General features: G+C 39.8%; 4 protein-coding genes. 2 read left to right on the forward strand and 2 right to left on the reverse strand.

Features of this window, described 5'->3' with window-relative positions:
• Nucleotides 1-564 (forward strand): O-antigen ligase family protein (locus ENGE1_RS26120; RefSeq protein ID WP_409372181.1); only part of this gene is annotated, 564 nt, incomplete at its 5' end.
• Between the two features lie 30 nt (nt 565-594).
• Here ENGE1_RS26120 and ENGE1_RS28760 read toward each other — a convergent pair.
• Nucleotides 595-1815, reverse strand: coding sequence for a hypothetical protein (locus ENGE1_RS28760; protein WP_151206548.1), 1221 nt, complete (start codon nt 1813-1815; stop codon nt 595-597).
• 145 nt (nt 1816-1960) lie between these two features.
• Between ENGE1_RS28760 and ENGE1_RS26125 the strand changes: the two genes are divergently transcribed.
• The gene (locus ENGE1_RS26125) at nt 1961-2167 is read left to right on the forward strand and encodes a hypothetical protein (protein WP_307655115.1); all 207 of its coding nucleotides are present in this window, start codon (nt 1961-1963) and stop codon (nt 2165-2167) included.
• 15 nt (nt 2168-2182) lie between these two features.
• Here ENGE1_RS26125 and ENGE1_RS26130 read toward each other — a convergent pair.
• Nucleotides 2183-2423 (reverse strand): hypothetical protein (locus tag ENGE1_RS26130; protein ID WP_307655117.1); only part of this gene is annotated, 241 nt, incomplete at its 5' end.

Here is a 2423-nt window from a genome sequence, read left to right on the forward strand (position 1 = left end):
TCAAGGGCCTTTTGGGCGATGTCAATAGCATTGGTACTGCTATCAATTTTGATAAATGCTAACATTGAAAAAATTATTTTTCTGGCGCTGGCTTCAGTTCTTTTTTTTGGGGTTATTTATTCATTGTCTTCTGATGCGATAAATGAAATAGTTTCATCTCGAATGGATAGCAATACAAATGCGAGTTCTGATATAGAGCGTGATATCCAAAACAGAAATATATTGAAAAAAATAAATGAAAAACCTTTGCTTGGTTTTGGACTAGGTTACTATATTCCAGACTTCGTTAGAGGGGTTGGGGATGCAAAGTATACATATGAGTCACAGGCATTATCCATGATAATGAAGGTGGGATTTATTGGATTTATTTCTTTAATAGCATCATTATATTTAATGGTTATAATCACTGATTCGTCCTGGAATAACAAAAAAGTAAAGAAGATTTTTATTAAATCATTTATGTTCAGTGGGTGGATTGCTATGGGATCGGTTAATCCGTTACTATTTTCAATTAACGGAGCAGCTATGTTATACTTAGTGTCAAAAAGCAACTCCGCAGTGTGATATTAAAAGGGTCCATATGGACCCTTTTTTCTAAAGTATAAACCATTCATTATTAGTGAAAGTAGCATGTACTACATTGCTAACCTTTTTTGATATATTTAATTTTGCATTTGCGGAGTATGTTATTTTTTCACCTGTAAAATTATCTATCTCTACAGTATACCCATCACTTAGGCTGTCTGATTTAGGGAGAATAATATTTATAGGTTTTTTTGAATTAACTATATATTTGTAATATGACTGGTCTAACTTGCAATCATTTTCAATAACCTTTGTCTTGTATGTTATCTTCATAAGTTTCCCATCAGGGGAAAATCTGGTATTTATTTTACCTCCATCCCTGAACTCCAAGGCGCTATCTTTATTTCTTCCAGAGAATGCCATTCCAATTCCTGCGGAAGATGACTCCATATACCCAACTGCTGTTTTATTTGTTGGTGAAGAATCAGAGCTGTAGAAGTTAGCTCGTTGTGAACCTTGTGCAACATAACCTAGTTTCCACTGCATTCTATTTCCGTTAACGGCTGATCTTGCAATATATGCCGCAGTTCCGCCAAACTTTGATGCTGGCAATATGACAGTATCAATACCATTTACCGTGTTAGGATCTTTTTGATTATTGTTAATCAATCCATTTTCTTGGATAACTGCGCTTTTAGCTCTTCCTTCAGGATGCAGCAAAATATTGAAATTTGCGGCCCATATTTTTGTATTTGGATTTATAACCAATTTTGCCCCGTTGGGTGGCGTTCCCATTCTATGGCTTTCATTATTAACCCATCCATTAGTTATAATTTTATTATTGTCGACAGATACGACGTACGCTGACCAGGATGGTTTTGATTTTGCCTCAACAAACATACCTGGCTTTATTCTTGACTCATCTAAATTTTTTGAAGTTGCTGATGATGCTGTATAATTTACGATATTAATTTCCTCCCATGATTTGAATGGGATTGAGTTGTTATCGGCATAGAGCGCAACAGAATCTCTATCTGCATAGCCAGATAATGCCTTAGTGTAATTAAATCCATTTATAGGATATCCATTGTTATCAGGAGGGTTAGCACTTGCAGCAAGAACAACAGCATTTGCCCTCATACCGTATGTAAATTTTGAAGAATATAATCCTGAAGTAAATTTGTCCTCTGAATTATGGTTGCTTATTCTTCCCATGAAATTAATATCATTAGCCACTGCATCAATTAACGGACATAGTAATAATATTGGGATTGCGAATTTTATCTTCATAGTGCATTTACCTCATTCCAATTGTTGTTATGGTAGATTATCAGGAGGAACGTTAGTTTCAAGTAGTTGCGGTTCCCTGAATGTCTATGCTGCTTGTAGCATCAGCGCAAACAGTCTGGTTATCGAAACTAATTCCGGCTACGCCGTGATCGACAAATCGTATCGGCCGGCGCAGGGCGATACCGTTCTGGTGGCGTTCGACGGCGGCTGCTGTTTCGCCAAAGTCTTGGGAGGCGCGCTGATAACGGACGATGGCGAAGCGCTCGAAGGAGAGGCACTCGATGGCGTTACGGTCCATGGAGTAGTGACGCACACAATTTTAGTTTGCGCGCGGGATGACGGGCCGATTTAAGCCCCCTCCCGGCGACTAAAATGACCAGTCTGGCCGCTGGGTTCCCTCAACATCCACTTTCTCCGGCAGCAGTTGGACAGCAGCGTCGACAAACTCTTCCAGCATCGCCGCCGGCACGCTGTCATCGAAGTAGTCGAGCGTAAACTCTCTGGTCACGTCCGAGTAGAAAATGCATGCCAGTTGCTGCAGCGGATCCGTCCCGTCCTCTACCAGCTCAAGAAACATCCCATCTCGAACAACGTCGCTTCCCCGCACA

This window comes from Pluralibacter gergoviae ATCC 33028 = NBRC 105706 (genome assembly GCF_001598855.1).
Taxonomy (GTDB): Bacteria; Pseudomonadota; Gammaproteobacteria; order Enterobacterales; family Enterobacteriaceae; genus Pluralibacter; species Pluralibacter gergoviae.